20 protein-coding genes and 1 pseudogene are annotated in these 19,719 nt (G+C 65.4%); 13 read left to right on the forward strand and 8 right to left on the reverse strand.

Going from position 1 to position 19,719, the window contains the following annotated elements; genetic code table 11:
* The 5 genes and pseudogenes from EV679_RS15630 to EV679_RS15650 all read right to left on the reverse strand — a co-directional run.
* Positions 1–337, reverse strand: a pseudogene (locus EV679_RS15630) (sugar phosphate isomerase/epimerase family protein); the annotation flags it as partial.
* 147 nt (positions 338–484) lie between these two features.
* Positions 485–1,102: an NIPSNAP family protein gene (locus tag EV679_RS15635; RefSeq protein ID WP_068374396.1), complete on the reverse strand. Its 618-nt coding sequence runs from the start codon at positions 1,100–1,102 to the stop codon at positions 485–487.
* An 86-nt stretch (positions 1,103–1,188) separates the two neighbouring features.
* Entirely contained in the window at positions 1,189–2,919 is a 1,731-nt protein-coding gene (locus EV679_RS15640) for an FAD-dependent oxidoreductase (protein ID WP_130487703.1), read from the reverse strand.
* The gene (locus EV679_RS15645) at positions 2,920–3,954 is read right to left on the reverse strand and encodes a Gfo/Idh/MocA family protein (protein WP_130487704.1); all 1,035 of its coding nucleotides are present in this window, start codon (positions 3,952–3,954) and stop codon (positions 2,920–2,922) included.
* Between the two features lie 153 nt (positions 3,955–4,107).
* A complete protein-coding gene (locus EV679_RS15650) occupies positions 4,108–4,923 on the reverse strand; it encodes a shikimate dehydrogenase family protein (RefSeq protein WP_068374402.1) in 816 nt (271 codons plus the stop codon).
* Between the two features lie 443 nt (positions 4,924–5,366).
* On the opposite strand from EV679_RS15650, the gene EV679_RS15655 reads away from it, so the two are divergent.
* Positions 5,367–6,176, forward strand: coding sequence for an IclR family transcriptional regulator (locus EV679_RS15655; RefSeq protein ID WP_127773136.1), 810 nt, complete (start codon positions 5,367–5,369; stop codon positions 6,174–6,176).
* Here the strand turns inward: EV679_RS15655 and EV679_RS15660 are convergent.
* Positions 6,169–7,125 carry a helix-turn-helix domain-containing protein gene (locus EV679_RS15660; protein ID WP_068374408.1) on the reverse strand — a complete coding sequence of 319 codons (957 nt, stop codon included), beginning with the start codon at positions 7,123–7,125 and terminating at the stop codon, positions 6,169–6,171. The two genes, EV679_RS15655 and EV679_RS15660, sit on opposite strands and share 8 nt — an antisense overlap.
* Before the next feature lie 252 nt (positions 7,126–7,377).
* Here EV679_RS15660 and EV679_RS15665 point away from each other — a divergent pair, with 252 nt between their 5' ends.
* The 8 genes from EV679_RS15665 (at position 7,378) to EV679_RS15700 (ending at position 14,892) form a co-directional block, all read left to right on the forward strand.
* On the forward strand, positions 7,378–8,223 hold the full coding sequence (locus EV679_RS15665; RefSeq protein WP_127773135.1) for an SDR family NAD(P)-dependent oxidoreductase: 846 nt from the start codon (positions 7,378–7,380) through the stop codon (positions 8,221–8,223).
* A 61-nt stretch (positions 8,224–8,284) separates the two neighbouring features.
* Complete coding sequence (locus EV679_RS15670) at positions 8,285–10,018, forward strand: FAD-dependent oxidoreductase (protein ID WP_130487705.1); 1,734 nt, start codon at positions 8,285–8,287, stop codon at positions 10,016–10,018.
* Positions 10,015–10,359, forward strand: a complete 345-nt coding sequence (locus tag EV679_RS15675; protein WP_068374416.1) for an NIPSNAP family protein — start codon at positions 10,015–10,017, stop codon at positions 10,357–10,359. Before EV679_RS15670 ends, EV679_RS15675 begins: the two co-directional genes overlap by 4 nt.
* Before the next feature lie 46 nt (positions 10,360–10,405).
* Complete coding sequence (locus EV679_RS15680; protein WP_068374419.1) at positions 10,406–11,257, forward strand: branched-chain amino acid ABC transporter permease; 852 nt, start codon at positions 10,406–10,408, stop codon at positions 11,255–11,257.
* On the forward strand, positions 11,254–12,243 hold the full coding sequence (locus tag EV679_RS15685; RefSeq protein ID WP_130487706.1) for a branched-chain amino acid ABC transporter permease: 990 nt from the start codon (positions 11,254–11,256) through the stop codon (positions 12,241–12,243). The genes EV679_RS15680 and EV679_RS15685 overlap by 4 nt, the downstream gene beginning before the upstream one ends.
* Positions 12,244–12,254: 11 nt before the next feature.
* Positions 12,255–12,974 (forward strand): ABC transporter ATP-binding protein, encoded by a 720-nt coding sequence (locus tag EV679_RS15690; protein WP_068374425.1) that lies wholly within the window; start codon positions 12,255–12,257, stop codon positions 12,972–12,974.
* The gene (locus tag EV679_RS15695) at positions 12,971–13,669 is read left to right on the forward strand and encodes an ABC transporter ATP-binding protein (protein ID WP_130487707.1); all 699 of its coding nucleotides are present in this window, start codon (positions 12,971–12,973) and stop codon (positions 13,667–13,669) included. The genes EV679_RS15690 and EV679_RS15695 overlap by 4 nt, the downstream gene beginning before the upstream one ends.
* A gap of 32 nt (positions 13,670–13,701) precedes the next feature.
* Positions 13,702–14,892, forward strand: a complete 1,191-nt coding sequence (locus EV679_RS15700; RefSeq protein WP_130487708.1) for an ABC transporter substrate-binding protein — start codon at positions 13,702–13,704, stop codon at positions 14,890–14,892.
* Positions 14,893–14,934: 42 nt separating this feature from the next.
* On the opposite strand, the gene EV679_RS15705 is transcribed toward EV679_RS15700, so the two are convergent.
* Both EV679_RS15705 and EV679_RS15710 read right to left on the reverse strand, forming a co-directional pair.
* Positions 14,935–15,279, reverse strand: a complete 345-nt coding sequence (locus EV679_RS15705) for a zinc ribbon domain-containing protein YjdM (RefSeq protein ID WP_068374435.1) — start codon at positions 15,277–15,279, stop codon at positions 14,935–14,937.
* A 90-nt stretch (positions 15,280–15,369) separates the two neighbouring features.
* Positions 15,370–16,065 carry a GntR family transcriptional regulator gene (locus tag EV679_RS15710; protein WP_068374438.1) on the reverse strand — a complete coding sequence of 232 codons (696 nt, stop codon included), beginning with the start codon at positions 16,063–16,065 and terminating at the stop codon, positions 15,370–15,372.
* 121 nt (positions 16,066–16,186) lie between these two features.
* On the opposite strand from EV679_RS15710, the gene EV679_RS15715 reads away from it, so the two are divergent.
* From EV679_RS15715 to EV679_RS15730, 4 genes are all read left to right on the forward strand, one after another.
* Positions 16,187–17,020 carry a carbon-nitrogen hydrolase family protein gene (locus EV679_RS15715; RefSeq protein WP_130487709.1) on the forward strand — a complete coding sequence of 278 codons (834 nt, stop codon included), beginning with the start codon at positions 16,187–16,189 and terminating at the stop codon, positions 17,018–17,020.
* On the forward strand, positions 17,007–17,753 hold the full coding sequence (locus tag EV679_RS15720) for an HpcH/HpaI aldolase family protein (RefSeq protein ID WP_068374444.1): 747 nt from the start codon (positions 17,007–17,009) through the stop codon (positions 17,751–17,753). The genes EV679_RS15715 and EV679_RS15720 overlap by 14 nt, the downstream gene beginning before the upstream one ends.
* A gap of 90 nt (positions 17,754–17,843) precedes the next feature.
* Complete coding sequence (locus EV679_RS15725; protein ID WP_068374447.1) at positions 17,844–18,359, forward strand: TRAP transporter small permease; 516 nt, start codon at positions 17,844–17,846, stop codon at positions 18,357–18,359.
* A gap of 10 nt (positions 18,360–18,369) precedes the next feature.
* Entirely contained in the window at positions 18,370–19,710 is a 1,341-nt protein-coding gene (locus EV679_RS15730; RefSeq protein WP_068374450.1) for a TRAP transporter large permease, read from the forward strand.
* Positions 19,711–19,719: the final 9 nt, after the last annotated feature.

The following is a 19,719-nucleotide window of genomic DNA, read 5'->3' on the forward strand; positions in this document are numbered from 1 at the left end:
CGTCCACGCCGACCAGGATGGCCTTGCCGCCCAGCCTGGCGCCGGTTTCCAGGAACGCCTGATAGGCATCGGGCTGGAAGCCCGCATTGATGCGGATGATTTCCAGGTCGAAAACGCCCACGCCGGTATCTTCCATGCGCGCCAGCGTTTCGCGCAGCATGGCTGCATCTTCCATCAGGTTATAGGCCGGGCCGCCCGGGGCGGCGGGCAACAGGCGCAGGCCGGCGAAATCGTAGCCGGCCCGGGCCGCCACGCTGATCACTTCAGGTGGCGTCTGGGCCAGGACCGTCAGGTGGGCCAGGGAATAAGGGGGAACCACAGGCTTGTTATCAGTCATGAAACTTATCTCCTCCAGGAAATGCAGCGCCACGGCCCGGCACGCGCTCTGCGGCGCGGGATAGCCAGCGCCGGGCTTGGCGTCCGCCACGATCCGGCTGCAAAAAGGCGCCCTGGGGCGCCCCGTCTCCGGCGTGCCGGATACGCTTTACTTCAGCGGCGAAATGGCCATGGGCACGAAGACTTGCGAGTACATGTCCGTCGTGAGCCAGTCCGGACCGCCCTTGGGCGGCCAGATGCCTTGCTTGACCGCATCGGCACGGGCCTTGGCGCGTTCGTTCAGGTCGGCATACGGCCACACCTGGGTGAAGCGCGGCTCACCATCCAGCGCGTACATGGCCGCCAGGCAGGGCGACACTTCGGCGCGCGCCGGCAGGGCGCCTTCCCAGGCGGCCAGGGTATGCGGCAGGCCGCCGGTCTTGAACTTGTAGGTGCGGATCTCGTACACGCCGCCATAGGCGCCGGCTTCGGGCGCGGACAGCCAGGGGAAGCCCTTGTAGCTTTCCCATTCGAGCTTGACCATGAGTTCGGCGGCACCAAAGGGGTTATCGCTTTCCAGGCCGCGCTGGCGCTCGGCCAGCAGGTCTTCTGCCGTGTCGAAGCTGCGCAGGATGGCGATCTGGTTCAGGTCGCCGATATCCGAAAACCACACGCCATGCAGCGTGCCGCGCGCGCCAGGTGCATTCACATAGGCCTGTATGCCTTCGGCCGCCTTGGCTGCCGTGCCGAAGCGCACGGTGATCTTTGCCAGTTCATAGAACATCATCACTCTCCTTGTCACTGCCGGCCCGGTGACGGTACGCCACCCCGCCGGCCGTATTCATTCAATCCGCGCCAGGAAAAAGCGCGGCCTCAAACCGCAGCAGGCTGCTTGCCTGCCATATGATGTCCGGCGATATAGCCGAACGTCATCGCCGGCCCCAGCGTAATACCTCCACTGGGATAACGGCCGCCCATCACGCTGCTCATATCCGCGCCACAGGCATACAGGCCGGCAATCGGATTGCCCGCCTGATCCAACACTTGCGCGTGCTCGTTGGCACGCAACCCGGCGAAAGTCCCCAGGCTGCCCGGCACGAGCCGGACCGCATAGAACGGCCCCTGCTCGATGGGCGCCATACAGGGATTGGGCTTGCATTCGGCGTCGCCCTGTACCCGGTTGTAGGGCGTATCGCCGCGGCCGAAGGCAGTATCCACACCCTGCCTGGCATCTTCGTTGTAGCGCGCGGCAGACGCTTCCAGCGCCCCCGCCTCGATACCGCACCGCTGCGCCAGATCGGCCAGCGTGCGGCCTTGCTTCAGGTAGCCGGAACGCAATGCCCAACGATAGGGCATGGGCGCAGGACGTACTGCGCCCAGCCCGTAGCGCCGCAGGAAGCGGTGATCGCAGACCAGCCACGCATGCGCCGGTTGCCCGGGCTTGAAATGCTGGAACAGTCCTTCCATGAAGTCATAGTAGGAATCGGCTTCATTGACGAAGCGCTGCCCGGCCTGCGTGACCGCCATGACGCCGGGCTTGGCCCGTTCGATCAAGTGAGGATAGTTATTGGATTCGCCCTGCGCGCCGGGGACCAGCGACACCGGTGCCCAGCCCGCCGGGCGGTACAGCCCGGCATCGACCCCTGCGCCAACGGATTCACCCAGGCGCAGGCCGTCGCCGGTATTGGACGGTGGTGCGGCGGACCAGTGTTCCCGGCCGGTCGGCGCATGGGCGAACAAGGCCTGCTTGCGCTCGACATCATGCGGAAAACCGCCACAGGCCAGCACCACGCCCCGGCGCGCACCGATTTCGGTTTCGCGGCCATCCGCCCCTCGCACCCGGACGCCGGCCACCCGGCCGTCATCGGTCCGCAAAAGGCCGACCACCGGGGTCGCCACGCGGATATCCACCTTGCGGTCGAAGGCCGACTTGGCCAACCCGGCCACCAGCGCATTGCCATTGACCAGGTGCATGCCGCGCCCTTGCGTCGCACGTTCCCAGAAATGGCGCAGCACGCGGCGCGTAACGTGGGCAAAGGAACGCGCCGAGCGCATGGCATTCATGAAATGGCCCAGGTCGGCGCCAGAAGCAATGCCCATGCGCCAGGGCGCGATCAGTTCCAGCGGCTCGCGCATGTCGGCCAGCCGGCGCCCCAGGGCCCGGCCATCGAAGGGCGCGGCGCATACCGAGCGCCCCCCGGTCACGGCACCCGCCTGCTTGCCGTGGAAATCCGGAATGGTATTGCCAGCAATGAACTGCAAGGCCGTTTTCTGTTCGAAGAATGACACCATGGCGGGCGCATGGCGCAGGAAAGCTTCAACCCGCGGTTCGTCGTAGTACTCGCCCAGCTCATTGCGCAGATAGCGGCGCGGCCCTTCGATGTCTTCGACAATGCCGGCGCGCACGGCCAGCGGATTGCGCGGCACCCACATCCAGCCGCCGGACCAGGCCGTCGTGCCACCGAATTGCCGGTGTTTTTCGAGTACCAGCACGCTCAGGCCCAGCTCGGCCGCCGTCACTGCTGCGGCCAGGCCGCCGGCGCCCGAGCCCACTACGACCACATCGAATTCCTGCCGCGCCACCGCCGTTTCCACCATTGCCATCTACTCCAGTTCCACCCGGGCGCCGCTGGCCGCCGCCTGCCCGACCGCCAGCGTCGCCTGCAAGGTACGCAAGCCGTCCTCGCCGCTGCACACCGGCATTTCCCTGCCATCGACCACGGCGGCGAAATGCCGCAATTGCTCGTCATAGGGATGGCCCAGATGAGGGGCCGTGCGCTCCATGGTCAAGGGAGCATGCCAGCCCGGCTGGCCACGGTATTCCCAGACTTCCAGCAGGGGCAGTGTCAGCGATGCCTGCGTGCCGACCAGATAATGCGAATTCACGTTCTGGCGCGGATAGTGTTCGGCTTCGCCGGCCGCCATGTCCCAGCACCAAGGCGAGGCCGCCGTATCGGACACCGTCAGGGTGGCCAGCGCGCCGCTGGCGAAGGACAGCACCACGGCGGCGGTATCTTCGACGGCATGGCCGCGCACCGTGTTGGCGCTGACGGCCTGCACGCTGAGCACCTCCCCGAGCAGAAAGCGCAGCAGGTCGATGTCATGGATCATGTTGATCAGGATCGGGCCGCCGCCGGGCTCGCGCCGCCAGGCGGCCTCGAAATAGCTGTCCGGCTTCATGAATGCGGCCATGCCGTTGGCCGCCACGATCCGGCCCAGCCGGCCGGAAGCCACAATCGCGCGCGCCTGGCGCAAAATGACGTTGTGGCGACGCTGATGACCCACCAGCAGGGCCTGGCCCAGACGCTGCGCGGCATCACACAGCTGGCGCGCTTCCGCCACGCTGTCGGCAATGGGTTTTTCCACCAGCACGGCGCTGCCGCGCTCCAGGCAGCTCACCCCCAGGCTCACATGGGTATGGTTGGGCGTCGCGACGATCACGCCATCCGGGCGCTGCGCCGCATACATGGCGTCGATATCCGCGTACCAGGCGGCGCCGGCCTGCTCTGCCTGCGCCCGTCCGGCATCGGTGGGGTCCACGACGGCCGACAGCCGCCACTGCGCGCTGCGCAAAGCCGCCTCGATATGGATGCGGCCGATCGCGCCTGCGCCGATTACCGCCAGATTCTTCCTTGCCATGCCTTCCTCCTTACCCTGGCACCGCCGCTTGCAAAAGCGCGCAGCCGCCCTGCGCGCGCGGCATGTCTGCCGCGCCCGTTCTCATGAATGCCTGCCAGGCTGTTGTGCTTGTTCGTCTGGCGCCGGACTGCCATGCAGGCCCGGCATCCTGGTTCAACGCAGGCGCGCTGCCAGAAAATCGACCATCAGCTTGAGTTCTGAATTGAACATATCGGCCCCCACGCTGGTCTTGCAGCCGCGCTCACGCGCCGCCTGGATCCACGGCGACACCGCCGGCGAAGTGATCGGGCAGGCGGCAAATGCCGCCGGGTCCAGTTTGCCGACCTGGACCGGCATGGGGTCAGCGGGGTTCATGCCCATGGGCGTGGCGTTCACGACCATGCCGAACCCGGTCGGGTCATCCGAACCGACGCCGACCTTGTCGCCGTAACGGGCCTGCAGGCGCGCGATCAAGTCGTCGCGGCGGCGCGTATCAGCATCATGGATTGCCAGGTAGCTCGCCCCCTGCACCAGCAGTTCGAACGCAATGGCAGTGCCCGCGCCGCCAGCCCCAACCAGCAAGCAGCGCTGGGCCGTCGGGTTGCCACCATGGAGACGGATGCCGCCCACCATGCCTTCACCGTCGAACATGTCGCCATCCCAGGAATCATCGGCATTGCGGCGCAGGGTATTCACTGCCCCCAGGAAATCTGCGCGCTCGGTGGCGGTGCGGCAATAGCCGCGCATGGAAAACTTGTGCGGGATGGTCACAATGATGCCATCCAGGTTACGCACGATCTCCGCGGCGCGCATGAAGTCACCCAGCTGTTCCGGCTTGACGTGCACCGGCACGACGATGGCGTTGTGGCCCTGCTCCTGCAACATGGCAGTCACGCCGGCGGGCGATTTGACCTGCGCGATGGGATCGCCAACGATGGCGATAACGCGCGTCGCGCCGTTCAGGGTAAAACTCTGGCTATTCTGGCTCATGGAATTTCTGTGTCTCGGTTATGGGCGGCGTCTGGCGCCGTCAGCCAATAGGCATGCACACGGCCTGTCTCCTTGCCTGCGCCCATGCCTGTCCATCGGACACCGCCGCCTCCGCCGCACCGCAGCCATGGCTGCAGGACCAGACAACAGGCAATGGTCGAGCATCCTTTTGCTGGAATTATATTCATAAAAAATATTTTTTGGAATCAGATTCCAAAAAATGCATCCTGACGGCCTGCTGCGCCTATCCGGTGCCAGCAGGCGGCTTTTCCCGGGCCTGCCTCCGTAGACACTGTGGAAGACAGTATTCGCGCTTCTGCCGCAGACAAGCTACGATTAGAACTATTCATGCATTCATACGGATATAACAGGGATGGATCCGTCCATTCCGTTGGTCCTGTTGCAATAATTATTCAAACCGCACTGACGACACCTGTTCACCTATGGCCGGCCCAGCTTCCCGCACCCTTCATGTACTCGAATACCTGACCAGCCATCCGGAAGGACTGCCGCTGGCGACCATCGCCGACACCCTGCAGATCCCCCGCAGCGCCGCCCACCGCCTGCTCGCCGAGCTATCGGATTGCGGCTACGTGCGCCAGGTACGCGCCCATGGCGATTACGTCCTGACCACCAAGCTGGCCTCACTGGGCATGAGTTTTCTTTCCAATACCGGCGTACAGGATATCGCCCAGCCCATCCTCGACCGGCTCGCCGAACTGTCCGGAGAATTCGTGCGTCTGGGCGTGATCGACGGCGAGAGCATTGCCTGGCTGGCGCGCGCCCAGGGCGCCCGCACCGGCCTGCGCTATGACCCGGAAATGGGCATGGAAGCCCGGCTTTCCTGTTCCGCTTCCGGCCATGCATGGCTGCTGACGCTGCCCGACGAACGCGCCATCGAAATGGTGGCGCGCCAGGGCTTCGGCAAGCGCGAAGATTACGGCCCCAATGCGCCGCAGACCGTACATGAACTGCTGGCCTGCCTGGAAGCCGCCCGCACGCGCGGCTTCAGCATGACCACCGACACGTTCATGGCGGGCATGGCAGCCATGGCCGCCCCCATCCGGCGTGCCAACCAGCCGGCCACCGGCACTATCAGCATCGCTGGCCCGGCCTCGCGCATGACGCCCGAGCGCATGCTGGAACTGGGCCCGGCCCTGCTGGAAGCCGCTGCCGAAATGGCCGCCTCCGGCGGAGTTTCCATGCTGGCGGGCAGCTCCAACCGCCAGGCCGGCCACCCCGTCCTCAACTGACCCCTTCCGCCCTGCGGCGCGCTTCCGGCGCCGCGTCTGGCGGCAAGGCCACCTCCCGTATCTGGCTCAGCGCCTGCTTCCTGAAGGCGCTGGGGCTGGTGCCCGCGTGCTTGCGGAAAAAGCGCCCGAAGTACGCCTCGTCCTGGAAGCCCAGGGCGGTGGATATCTGCTTGATGCTTCCCATGGTGTAGACCAGATTGCGCTTGGCCTCGTGCAGAAGGCGCGCCTGGATGACCGCCAACGCCGACATGCCCAGCGCCTCGCGGCAGATGCGCGTCAACTGGCCAACCGTCAGCCCCAGTTCATTGGCGTAATCCGCCAGGGGCCGATGGGTCTTGAACCAGGCTTCGACCTGCGCCCGGAAACGTTCCAGATGCGCCGCCTTGCGCGGCGAAAATGATTCGGGCTTGACCACCGGCGCCTGGGTGATGCGCGCGACCTGCACCAGCAATGCCGTCAACAGCGACAGACTGGCTGCGCGCTGCCCCAGCGCCGGCACGCGCCATTCCCGCTGAATCGCCAGAATCAGCGGCATCAGCGCATCGGCATGCGGCGTATCACGCGGGAAGTTCATCACCAGCGGCGTATGCAACACCTCCAGCAGCTCCGGCATGATGATCTGCGCCAAGGATTCCAGCGGCCCCTGCGCCGCCGTGATGACCGCACCATCCACGGGTGGCGCCCACTGAAAACCATGCACGATCCGTGCGGGTGCCACGATCAGGCAAGGTGCCTGGGCCTGCCAGCGCTTTTCGTCCAGCAATACCTCTCCGCCACCGGCCGTCACCAGCAGGATCTGCACGCAGCCGTCATGCAGGTGCGGCTGAATATTCCAGTTGTAGAGCCCGGACCGTTGAGGAATCCATTCAAAATCAAAGAGGGTATCCCAGACCTCGGGGGCCTGGTCGCCATATAGCGCGTAGTTCGGTATGGACCGCAGCAGTCCCATGGATGTGCTCCCTGATATGCACGAAATATCCATTTCGGCGCCGGAATCGTCACTAGGTGATATCCCTAGAAGCCGAGCAAATGCACGATTCGTCCTGTCCTTTGCAGGAATCGCAACCCCGCCGTTGTGCGAACCCGCCCACAATCCGCCCCATCAGCCCAGAGAACGGCACGCCGCCCCCCTGACCCGCAGGCAGCGCAGCGCGCCTTCCCCGGCCTTCTGTTCCTCTCTTTTCCCTTGCCAGGAGCCCCCATGGTTTCCCCTCTTCCCCGCAATTCAGTAGAAGACTGGCTGGCGCTGCGCGGTCGCGTCGCGGTTGTCACCGGCGCGGCCAGCGGCATAGGCGCCGCCATTGCCAGCAGCCTGTCGCAGGCGGGCGCCAGCGTCGCGCTGCTGGACCGGGACATTCCGGCCGCGCAACGCCTGGCCGACAGCCTGGCGTTGCGCGGCGGGCAGGCCATGGCCGTGGCCTGCGACACCGCCAGCGAAACCTCGACCCGCGATGCCGCTCAACATGTGCAGGCCAACCTGGGCGCAGCCAGCATCCTCGTGAACAACGCCGGGCTGCTGCGCTCTTCGGCGCTGGCCGACGTCAGCCTGGAAGAATGGAACCAGATCCTCGCCGTCAATCTCACCGGCTATTTGCTGTGCGCCCGCGCCTTCGCCCCGCAACTGCGCAAGCAGGGCGACGGCAGCATCGTCAACATTGCTTCCATCGCCGCCCGTTTTCCGCAGACCCGCAGCGGCGCCTACAGCGCCAGCAAGGCCGGCATCCTGCTGCTGTCGCGCCAATTGGCCGCCGAATGGGGGCAATCGGGCATTCGCAGCAATGCCATCTGCCCGGGCATGATCCGCACCCCGCTGTCCGCCACGTTCTATGCCCAGCCCGGCGTGGAAGCCGCCAGGGCCGCCATGACGGCCAGCCGCCGCGTGGGCGAACCCGAGGATATCGCCAACGCCGTGCTGTTCCTTGCCAGCCCCCGCGCGGGTTATGTCAATGGTGCGGAACTGATGGTCGATGGCGGCATGTCCTCAATGCTGATGGACATGGTGCCGCGTCCGGGCTTCAACCACGGCGGCGCCACCCAGGCCGCCTGAGCCCCAATCATGCTGGCGCGCGGCCAGTCACGGATCCGCGCACCACAAGGAGATTCTTTGCATGACCCCATCCCAACAGGAAACCCTCATCCGCTGCGACCTGCTGGTTGTCGGCGCCGGTGCGGGCGGCATGTCCACCGCCATCGTCGCCAGCAAGCACGGCCTGGATGTCGTCATCGTCGAAAAGGCGCCGGTATTTGGCGGCACCACGGCCTTTTCCGGCGGCGTGCTGTGGATTCCCGGCAACCGCATTTCACGCGAAGCCGGCGCCCAGGATAGCCGCAGCGCCGCTGAAACCTACCTGCGCCACGAGATCGGCCAGCACTACGACGCCGAAGCCGTCCAGGCCTTCCTGGACAACGGCCCGGACATGGTCGATTTCTTCACCCGGGAAACCTCGGTGCGCTTCGTGCCCACGCTGTATCCCGACTATCACCCCACCGCGCCCGGCGGCGTGGACGTGGGCCGCTCCATCCTCGCCGCGCCCTTCGATATCCGCGCGCTGGGCCAGGATATGGCGCGCCTGCGGCCGCCACTGGAAACCATCACCTTCATGGGGATGATGTTCAACTCATCGAACGCCGACCTGAAGCATTTCTTCCGCGCGACGAAATCACTGACATCGTTCAGCTATGTCGCCCGCCGGCTGGCGCGCCACCTGCTGGAGCTGCTGCGCTACCGGCGCGGCATACAGGTCACCAGCGGCAATGCGCTGGCGGCGCGGCTGGCCAAGAGTGCGCTGGACCAGGGCATCGCCATCCATACCTCGACCCAGGTACGCGAACTGCTGCGCGATGGCGAACGCATCACCGGCGCCCTCGCCGATGCCCCGGCGGGCCGCCTGCGCATCGAAGCCAGCCGGGGCGTGGTCCTGGCCTGCGGCGGTTTTCCGCATGACCAGGAACGCCTGCGCCAGGCCTTTCCCCATGTCAGGCGCGGCGGCACGCACCTGTCCCCCGGCCCCAGCGACAACACTGGCGACGGCGGCCGGCTGGCGGAACAGGCCGGCGGCATCGTGGACATCCGCTTTCCCGCGCCGGCCGCCTGGATGCCCGTCTCACGCGTCCCGCTCGGCGGCGGTCGCCACGGCGTGTTTCCCCATCTGCTGGACCGCTACAAGCCGGGCATCATCGGCGTCACCCGCGCAGGCCGGCGCTTCACCAATGAATCCGAGTCCTACCACGATGTCGGGGCCGCCATGATCGAAGCCTGCAGCAGCGCCCAGGAAACCGAAATGTGGCTGGTCTGCGACCGGACAGCCATTGCCCGGTACGGACTGGGCTACGCCAAGCCCGCCCCCCTGCCGCTGGGGCCGCATCTGCGCAGCGGCTACCTGACGAGCGGCAAGACCCTGGCGGAACTGGCCCGCAACACCGGCATTGATGCTGCCGGGCTGGAGGCCACCGTACGTGAATACAACCAGGGCGCCGTCCACGGCGAAGACCGCCAATTCGGCCGTGGCAGCACCAGTTTCAACCGCTACCTGGCAGACCCGGAACACCAGCCCAACCCCTGCGTGGCCCCGATACAGGATAGCCCCTTCTATGCGCTGCGCGTCATCATGGGTGATCTCGGCACGTTCGACGGCATCCGTACCGCCGTCACGGGTGAAGTCCTGCGACCGGACAACAGCATCATTCCCGGCCTCTATGCCGTGGGCAACGACCGCGCCAGCGTCATGGGTGGCACCTATCCGGGCGCCGGCATCACGCTCGGCCCCATCCTGACCTTCGGCTACATCACGGGCCGCCATATCGCCCGGCAAACCCCATCCACCGCACGGAGCCAGCCATGAACCGCAAGCCCCTGATCGACCATCGCACCTACACCATCGCACCGCGCAAGATGGCGGAGTTCCTGGAGGTTTTCGACCGCCTCGCCATGCCGGTGCTCCAGCGCACGCTGGGCCAGCCCATTGGCTTTTACACCAGCCACGTAGGCGCGCTGAACCAGGTGGTGCACCTGTGGGCCTACGAGGACCTGGCCGACTACGAGCGCCGCAGCCAGGCACGTGACAGCGACCCGGATTTCCCCGCCTACCTGCAGGCTTCCGGCCACCTCATCGTGGCCCAGGAGAACCGCCTGCTGCGCCGCGCCGAGCTGCCGTCCTGCCAGACGGACAGCGGCGCCGGCTGAGCCCCCTCCGTTCCGCAACCAATACATACAAGAGGAGACTTTGCGGATGACAAGCATCAATCTATTCAACGGACTGGTCTATGGCGCGCTGCTGATCGTCATGTCCTCCGGGCTGGCGCTGATCTACGGCTTGCGCCGGGTCGTCAATTTCGCCCACGGTTCGCTCTACATGCTGGGCGCCTATATCGGCTACAGCATCGCCAGCCAGGGCGGCTTCTGGCTGGCCCTGGTTGCCGTCCCGCTCATCATGCTGGGCCTGGGCGCCTTGCTGGACCGCTACTGCTTCCGCCTGCTGCAGGACCGCAACCCGCTCACCGTCGTGCTGGTGACCTTCGGCCTGCTGCTGATCCTGGAAGACCTGGTACAGACCATATGGGGCCGCAGCAACCTGTCGCTGGCCGCGCCCGCGCTGTTGAACACATCAGTCAGCCTGTTCGGCACGCCGGTGCCGGCCTATCGCATCGCCGTACTGGTGGTGGGCCTGGCCGTGGCGCTGGGGCTGGCGGCCTGGCTGCGCTTTTCCCGTATCGGCCTCTATGTGCGCGCCGCCAGCACCGACCCGACCACGACAGCCATGCAGGGCGTCAATACCGACCGCCTCAGCGCGCTCGTCGTGGGCCTGGGCACCGCCCTGGCCGGACTGGCGGGTGTGGTGGCCGCGCCCTTCCTGTCCCTCTCGCCCACGATGAACAGCGACGTGCTGATCGACTCTTTCGTCGTGGTCGTGGTAGGCGGGCTGGGCAGTTTGTCGGGCGCCTTCATCGCGGCACTGGCCCTGGGGCAGATTCAGGCGCTGGGCGCGATCTACCTGCCCGGACTGGCTGCCGTGCTGCCCTTCATCCTGATGATTGCCGTACTGCTCTGGAGGCCCGCCGGACTGGCCGGGAACCGCACATGACATCCCTGACCCCATTGAAGCCCCGTGCCCTGGCCCCTGCCACACTGCTGCTGCGCACCCTGGCGGCGCTGGCTGCCGGCCTGCTGGTTGCCACACAGGTGCAATCCGCCATGCTGCTGTCCTTGCTGACGCAGGCCACCATCTTTGCCATCTTCGCGCTTGGCGTCGGCCTGCTGCTGCGCCAGAACGGCATGGTGAGCTTCGGCCATGCCGCCTTCTACGGGCTGGCTGGCTATGTTGCCGCCATCCTGATGCAGCATGCCGTACCGGCCGAAGCCGTCGTCCTCCTGACCCTCCTCATCATGGCGCTGTTTTCCTGCCTGCTGGGGCTGGTCATCGTGCGCGTGCCCGGCATTGCCTTCGGCATGCTGACACTGGCCGTCGGCCAGATGTTCTTCCAGCTGGCGTCGACATCGCGCTCGCTGACCGGCGGCGCCGACGGCATGTACCTGGACTGGCCGGCGCGCCTGTTCGGCGTGCCGATAGCGCTCATCCAGCGCCAGGACGTGCTGTTTTCCATCAGCTGGACCCTGCTGGTGCTGTGCATCGCCGGCCTGGCCGCGCTGCTGTCGACCCGCTTCGGCCGCGTGACCGAAGCCGTGCGCGACAACGAGGAGCGGGCGCGCTTCATCGGGATCCGCACGCTGATGCCGCGTGTCGCCATTTTCACGCTATCGGCGCTGGTCACCAGCCTGGCGGGCCTGCTGTCGGTACTGAATACCGGCTTCATTTCTCCGGAAAGCCTGCACTGGAGCGTCTCCGGCTCGGCGCTGATGATGGTCATCATCGGCGGCTTTCGCACGCTCTGGGGGCCAGCGCTGGGCGCCATCGTGTTCTTCCTGGCGCGCGACCTGATCGGCGATTACGCGCAGCACTGGCTGGCCATATTCGGCACGGCGCTGATCCTCATCATCGTGTTTTCGCCCGAAGGCATAGGCGGCGCCTTGCAACGCCTGTGCCAACGCCGCCGCCCGCAACGTACCTGAGAGGCCCCGCCATGCAACAGAACATCCTTGAAGTCCGCGACATCGCCGTGCACTACGGCGGCGTGAAAGCGGTGGACGGCGTGAATTTTGCCGTGGCGCGCGGCCAGATCCACGGCCTGATCGGCCCCAACGGCGCAGGCAAATCCACTGTGATCGACGCCATCACCGGCAGGCGCCGCCCCACCCGAGGGCAGGTCCTGCTCAACGGCCGGGACGTCACTGCACTGGGCGTGATCGAACGCCGCCAGCTCGGCCTGGCCCGGTCCTTCCAACGCACCAGCATCTTTCCCGACATGCGCGTGTATGACCAGATCGAATTGGCAGCCTGCAAGGTCGGCGCCCGGCACCCCGAAGCCAACACCGAAGAAGTGCTGCGCCAGCTCGAATTGAGCCCGATGGCGCAGCTGACTGCCGCGGAACTGGGCTATGGCGAACAACGCCGCCTGGACCTGGCGCTGGCGCTGGTCGGCCAGCCTTCGCTGCTGCTGCTGGACGAACCCATGGCCGGCCTGTCGGCGCAGGAATCGGAAGACCTGGCGCAGCACCTGCAAACACTGGCGCAGCAATGGTCGGTGTCGGTGCTGCTGGTGGAGCACGACATGGACATCGTCTTCGGCATCAGCGATGCCGTCACTGTCTTTGAACTCGGCCGTGTCATCGCCAGCGGCGAGCCGGCCTCGGTCCGCGCACATCCGCGCGTACGCGAAGCCTATCTCGGGAGCGCCGCATGAATACCGTCCTGCAAGTCAGGGATCTGCAATCCTATTATGGCGCCGCGCACATCCTGCACGGCCTGTCGCTGGAAATCCAGGCCGGCGAGCGCGTCGCGCTGATCGGCCGCAACGGCGTCGGCAAGACCACGCTGGTCAATTCGCTGCTCGGGCTGGCCAGCGTGCGCGGCGGCAGCATGCACATCGGCGGCAAGGCCATTGCACGGCCGCGCCCCTATATGGCAACCCGGCAGGGCATGGCCGTCGTGCCGCAGGGCCGGCGCATCGTCGCCAATCTGAGCGTCGAGGAAAACCTGCTGCTGGGGGCCGCCTGCGGCCACGCCGGCCACTGGAACGTACCACGCATCTACGAGCTGTTCCCCATCCTGCGTGAGCGCGCCCATACGCCTGGCACAGCGCTGTCTGGCGGGCAGCAACAGATGCTGGCCATCGGGCGCGCCCTGATGTCCAACCCGACGCTGGTCGTCCTGGACGAACCCACCGAAGGCCTGGCGCCGGTCATCGTCGATCAGCTGGCCGACATTTTCAATCTGGTGGCCGATCAGGGCACCGCCCTGCTGCTCATCGAGCAGAACCTCAGCCTGGTGGCGCGCGTGGCCCGGCGCTACTACGCCATGGCCAAGGGCGCCATCACCGGCACCGGCCAGATCGACGCAGACAGCTTGCGCGCATTGCGCGAGCACGTAGTGGCCTGAGCACCAGGCCGACAATAACCAAGGAGACAAACATGACCCAGCAACGCTTCCTGCCGCGCCGCCTGGCCAGCCTTGCCCTGGCTGCCATCATTCCCCTGTCTGCCGCTGCAGCGGACAAAGACCCGATACGCATCGGTACCGTGACATCGGTATCCGGGGTGTTTTCGCAGCAGGGCGAGGAAGTCCAGCGCGCCGTGCAATTCGCCGTGGAGCAGGCCAACCGCAAGGGCGGCATAGACGGCCGCGCCGTCGAGCTGAAAATCGCGGACGACGAAAGCACGCCAGACGCCGGCCGGCGCGCAGCCGAGAAACTGGCCCGCGACGGCCATAACCTGCTGGTCGCGCCCATCGCGTCTTCCATCACCCTGGCCGTGGGCCAGGGGCTGGAGCGCTGGGATGCCATGCTGGTCGTGCACCTGTCCAAGGCCGACCGCATCACCGGCGACTCATGCAAGCCGCGTATGTTCCGCAGCAGCCATTCGGACAGCATGGACCTGGCCATGTTCGACGAATGGCTGAAAGAAGTGCCGGAAAAGAAATTCGCGGTGGTAGGCGCGGACTACGTCTGGGGCAGGGATTCGGCCGAACACTTCCAGCACTCGGCCGCCAGGCTGGGCAAGGAAATAGCGCTCAGCGTCTTTCCCCCAGTCGGTACCAAGGATTTCGCTCCCTACATCGCACAGATCAAGGCCCAGCCGGATATCGACGGCATCTGGGTGGCGCTGGTCGGGCGCGACCTGATCGCCTTCGCCAAGCAGGCCCATGAATTCGGCCTGACCGACAAGCGCATCATCGGCCATGCCTACATCATGAACTTCGTCGTCAACGCCACGGGCGACGCCACCCAGGGCGTGTGGGGCAACATCGGCTACAGCCCTGATATCGACACCGCCAGAAACCATGAATTCGTCACCGAATTCCAGGAGAAATACGGCCGCGCCCCCACCGACAACGAAGGCCAGGCCTACAACGCCGTACAAACCATCTTCGAAGGCGTGAAACTGGCAGGCAGTACCAAGCCCGGCGAGGTATCCCGCGCCCTGCGCGGCGCCACCTACGACACCATCTACGGCCCGGCCACGATGCGTGCCGAAGACAACCAGCTGGTGCTGCCGACCTACATCGGCCAGGTGGAAGCCGTCGACGGCAAGCTGCGCCCGGTCGTCAAGCAGGCCTTCGGCCCCGACATCGTGCCGGCACCGACCGGCGAGTGCAAGATGTAAGGCCTGCCATGGCCGGTGCCCGCGCGGCGCCGGCCGCTGCCATCAAACCTTCTTCACGAATTCCGACTTGAGCTGCATGCTGCCGATCCCGTCGAGCTTGCAGTCGATGTCGTGATCACCGTCCACCAGACGGATGTTGCGGGCTTTCGTGCCCATTTTCACGACCTGCGAAGACCCCTTGATCTTCAGGTCCTTGATCACGGCCACGGTGTCGCCGTCTTGCAGCACATTGCCCACCGCGTCCTTGACGACACGCGCCTGCTCCGCGTCGGGCTCGGCGGCCGCCTGGGCCGACCATTCATGGGCGCATTCGGGGCAAACCAGCAGCTCGCCATCGGCGTAAACGTATTCAGACTGGCACTGCGGACAGGGAGGCAAACTGGTCATGGCTTTTTTCTCATTCAAAACAAGCCATTATAGGCAAATCCCGATATATCAGCAGGGGCATTCCCGCGCCCCCGCAAAAAGAACGGCGGCTCAGCGGCTGGGCAACAGGGAAATCACTTCCACCACTGGCTTCAAGTGCTCTTCGAGCACGGCGGCGGCGGCGTCCGCATCATGTGCATGCAAGGCATCGAGCAGCGCCTGGTGCTGCGACATGATCAGCGCCATGCGCGCCGGCCCGACCCGCAACGCGGTATAGGCGACGCGCATCTTGCGCACCTGCAGCGCGTCATAGACTTCCAGCAGCACGTCATTGCCGGCAGCTGCCACCAGGGCGCGATGGAACATCACGTCCAGTTCGATGTGGCGGGCATAGTCCAGGTCCTGGCCATTGGCCCCCGCCACTTCCTCCATGCCGCGCATCAGCGTGGTCATCGCCGGCGGCACTTCCAGGCGCTCGTCACAGACCCGGCGCGCCACGTGTACTTCGATGACGCGCCGCGCTTCGTAGACATTCATCAATTCCTGGGCCGTGATCTGACGCACCTGCGCCCCCCGGCGCGGGATCAGGTCCAGGAAGCGCTCGGCCTCCAGGCGCAGAAAGGCCTCGCGCACCGGCGTGCGAGACACACCCGTGGCTTCCGTAATCTGTTCTTCCTCGATGAAGGCGCCTCCCGGCACCTCGCCGCGCATGATGAGATCACGCACGTACAGATACACCTGCTCCTTGGCGGACGGCTTGCCTCGCGCAAGCCCCCGACCGCCATCCTTTACAGGCTCGCTACGCATGTCTGGCCCGAATTCCACTGTGGTTTAGATACGGCTGCTGTTTTAACACAAACCGCTTGTTTTCCGGACACCCCAAGAATACACTGTGTATACATGACGCATCCATTAGAGAGGAGAACCTATGAGAGTCGCTGTCTGCCAATTGAATTCAAGAGAGGACAAGCCTGCGAATATCGCGACCGCGCTGGATCTGCTGGACCAGGCGGCGGCGCGTGGCGTGGATATTGCCGTCCTGCCCGAGTACACCGATTACATGGGCCCCAACGACGGCGCCCTGGCGACGGCGGAAACCATCCCCGGCCCGACCTCCGAGCGCATTGCCGCCAAGGCCAGGGAACATGGCATGTGGGTGCTGCTGGGCTCCATGCGTGAAATCGACCCCCAGGGCGGACGCTGCGCCAATACCTCGCTGCTGTTCGACCGCAATGGCGCCATTGCGGCGCGCTATACCAAGCTGCACCTGTACGACGTGGACCTGCCTGGCCGCGTGACCTACCTGGAGTCGGCAACGGTGCGGCCCGGCAAGGAAATCGTGACGACCGACATCGAAGGCATTACCGCCGGGTTGTCGATCTGCTACGACATGCGCTTTCCCGAGCTGTTCCGGCTGCAAACCCTGGCCGGCGCCAAGATCCTGTTCATTCCCGCCGCCTTCAATCTCTACACGGGGCGCGACCACTGGGAAGTGCTGCTGCGCGCACGCGCCATCGAAAACCAGTGCTACGTCGTGGCAGCTGGCCAGATCGGCAAGTACCTGCCCAACGGCGCCTGCAACGGCCGCAGCATGATCATCGACCCCTGGGGCACGGTGCAGGCCGTAGCGCAGGACACCACCAGCATCGCCGTCGCCGACCTGGACTTCGATTTCCTGCAGAAAGTCCGTGAAGAAATGCCCTGCCTGCCCAACCGGCGCGGCGACCTGTACCAGCTGGAGACCAAGCATGTCGCAGCCTGAACACAACCCTCGCTACGCACTCTGGCTATCCAGCCCGAACGTGGCCGCCGCTGAAATCGCCGCTGGCATCGGCTACCAGAGCATTGTCCTGGACATCGAGCATGGCGCTTTCGACCTGGCCGACCTCGAACGCTTCATTCCTCTGCTCAAGCGCCTGGGCTTCCAGGTGCTGGCCAAGGTCCTCGCGCCAGAACGCAGCCCGATCCAGCAGGCCCTGGACTTCGGCGCCAACGCCGTGGTCATTCCACACATCGAAAGCGTGGAACATGCCCGCCGGGTCTGCGCCCATGCCAAGTTCCCGCCGCTGGGCAACCGCAGTTTCGCCGGCGGGCGCACGGTCAGCTACCAGGCGCCCACCGACGAATGGGTCGCACAGCAGGACCGCATCACGCGCTGCTATCCCATGATCGAAGACCATACCGCCCTGGACGACGTCGAGGCGATCCTGGCGCTGGACTGCGTCGATGGTGTGTTCATCGGCCCCACCGACCTATCGCTGCTGCGCGGGCGCGGCGCCTACAAGCGTACGCCTGAAGACTTCGCCGACCTGCTGCGCATCGCCCAGGCCGCCAACGCGGCCGGCAAGGACTGGGTTCTGCCGGCCTGGAGCGAATCGGAAAAACGCTTCGCGCTGGAACACAAGGCCAGTACCCTTGCGCTGACCATGGAACATGGCGCCCTGGCCGCGGGCATCCGCGCCGCCTGGGACCAGACCCGAGCCCTCTCGGACTGAGCCCCGCAGTACCGGCCAAGCCCCGCACAGACGGGGCTGCCGTCCGCCCGCCGCAACGCGGGCGGCCCCCAGAATAACAATGGAGACAACATGCGTTCCTCTGCCTTCGCAGTCCGCCTGGACCGTGCCGTCAGCGCATTGTGCCGGGCGCTCGCCTGCATAGCCTGCCTGCTCATCGTCTATATCTTCCTGCACATCATCACCGAAGTCGTGATGCGCTCCGCGCTGGACCGCTCCACCTTCGTGCTGGAGGAATTCGTCGGTTATGCCCTGATTGCCGTCGTGTTCCTGGGCCTGCCCTACGTGCACCAGCGCAACCGCCACATCCGTATCGAGACCATCGACCACTTCCTGCCTGGGCGCGCCTCGCAGCGCACGCTGATCGCCATCCGCTGCCTCGGCGCCATTTTCATCTACGCGCTCGCCCTGGTCTGCTTCATCGACATGTTCCGCGAGAACCTGGACTTCGGCTTCACCAGCACCAGCATCGCACGCGTTGCACTCTGGCTGCCCCAGATTCCCATACTCGTCGGCCTGAGCGCCAGTCTGCTGCGTCTGCTGACAGACCTGTTGCTCGCCCTGACGCAACCTCCCGTCCGGTCCTGAGGAGCCACGCATGGATCCCTTACTGCTTTCGTTTGCCATGCTGGGCATGATTCTGGTCCTGATCGGACTGGGCCTGTGGGTATATGCCAGTCTGTTCCTGGTTTCCATCGGCGCGCTGTACTTCATTGTCGACTTCGATCTCTGGCGCATCGCCAATATCCTGTCTTTCACCGTGCAGCGTGCCGCCGGCTCCTGGGAGCTGTCCGCCATCCCACTGTTCATCTGGATGGGTGAACTGCTGCTGAAAACCAACATCGCACGCGAGATTTTTGCCGGCCTGACGCCGCTGGTACGCTACCTTCCCGGCCGCCTGGCGCATATCAACATCATCGGCTGCACCGTCTTTGCGTCGATCTGCGGCTCCAGCGCGGCAACCACCGCCACCGTGGGCAAGATCACGGTCACCGAACTGGCCCGGCGCGGCTACCGCCAGTCCATCTGCCTGGGCGGGTTGGCCGGCGCTGGCAGCCTGGGGCTGCTGATCCCACCATCCATCGTCATGATCGTCTATGGGGTGCTGGCCGAAGCCCCGATCGACAGGCTGTTCGCCGCCGGCATCCTGCCGGGCCTGATGCTGGCCGGCCTGTTTTCGCTCTACATCATCGTCTATTCGCTGGTCCGCGGCGAGATGGAACCCGGCCATGCCAGCCAGAGCCAGGACCCGGCCATGCTCGCCCAGCTGGCCGAGGAAGGGCGCTGGCGCAATGTGCTCAAGCTGGTGCCGCTGACGCTCATCATCGGCTTCGTGCTGGGCTCCATCTACGCCGGCTGGGCCACGCCCTCCGAGGCTGCCGCCATCGGCGTGCTGAGCGTTCTGGTCTATGCGCTCTGCACCCGCTGCCTGACCCTGGAAAACATCATTGCCTCGCTGCGTGACACGCTGCTGACCAGCGTGATGATCCTGGGCGTCATCCTGGCCGCAACGCTGATGTCCACCACCTTTGCCTACCTGCACATTCCGGCGGAAATCGCCCAGCGCATTTCCGACAGCCAGCTTAGCATCGGCGGCTTCCTGCTGCTGACGTCGCTGTTCTTCCTGGCAATCGGCCTGGTGCTCGATGGGGTGTCCATCATCGTCATGACGCTGCCGATCTTTCTGTCCATCATCAAGGTGCTGGGCATAGACCCCGTCTGGTTCGGCATCTACATGATCATCATGGTGGAAATCGGCCAGATCACGCCGCCGGTCGGCTTCAACCTGATGGTGATCAAGTCGCTCAGCGACACGCCCATGGGCACGCTGATCCGCTACAGCATCCCCTATTTCCTGGTGATGTGCTTCGCCGTCTTCCTGCTGTGCTACTTCCCGCAGATCGCCCTGTTCCTGCCTGACCTGATCTTCAATAAATAAGAGGCCGGT

Source organism: Kerstersia gyiorum (genome assembly GCF_004216755.1).
Classification (GTDB): Bacteria; Pseudomonadota; Gammaproteobacteria; order Burkholderiales; family Burkholderiaceae_B; genus Kerstersia; species Kerstersia gyiorum.